The organism is Neptuniibacter pectenicola (assembly GCF_001597735.1).
GTDB classification, from domain to species: Bacteria; Pseudomonadota; Gammaproteobacteria; order Pseudomonadales; family Balneatricaceae; genus Neptuniibacter; species Neptuniibacter pectenicola.
This window is the reverse complement of the sequence record NZ_LUTS01000069.1, coordinates 1-539: the sequence shown is the minus strand read 5'-3', so window position 1 is coordinate 539 and position 539 is coordinate 1. Positions and strand designations below refer to the sequence as shown.

The following is a 539-nucleotide window of genomic DNA, read 5'->3' as shown; positions in this document are numbered from 1 at the left end:
GAGGAGGGGAAGAGAGGAAGGGGGGAAGGGGGGGAGAAGGAGAGGAGGGAGGGGAAGGAGAGGGGGGGGAAGAAGAGGAGGGGGAGGAGAAAGAGGAAGAGGGAGGGGAGAAAAAAGAGAAAAAGGGAGAAGAGGGGGGAGAAAGAGGAGAAGAGGGGAAAAGAGAGAAAGGAAAGGGAAGAGAAAAGAAGAGAGGAGAAAAAGAGGGGAGAGGAAGGGAGAGAAGAAAAAGGAAAAAAAGAAGGAGGGAAAGAAACGAAAGCAAAGAGAAAGAAAACGAAGAGGGAGAAAAAAGGAGGGAAAGGGGAGGAAGAGAAAGAAAAGAAAAAAAGGGGGAGGGAGAAGGAAGGGAAGGAAGAAGGGAAGGAAAAGAGGGGGGGAGAGGGGGAGGGGAAGAAAGGGAAAAGAGAAGGAAGAGGGGAGGGAAAAAGAGGAGGAGAAGAAAAAAAGGAGGAAGGAAAAAAGAGGGGAAAAAGAGGGGAGGAGGAGAAAGGGGGAGAAGAAAAAAGAAGAAAAAAAAAGAGAGGAAGGGAGGAAAG

The 539-nt window shown here is 49.4% G+C and carries 1 protein-coding gene; it reads left to right on the top strand.

What is annotated here, in order from left to right; translation table 11 throughout:
- A partial coding sequence (locus A3773_RS19760; protein ID WP_197462833.1) for a hypothetical protein occupies window positions 1-539 on the top strand: 539 nt, incomplete at both ends.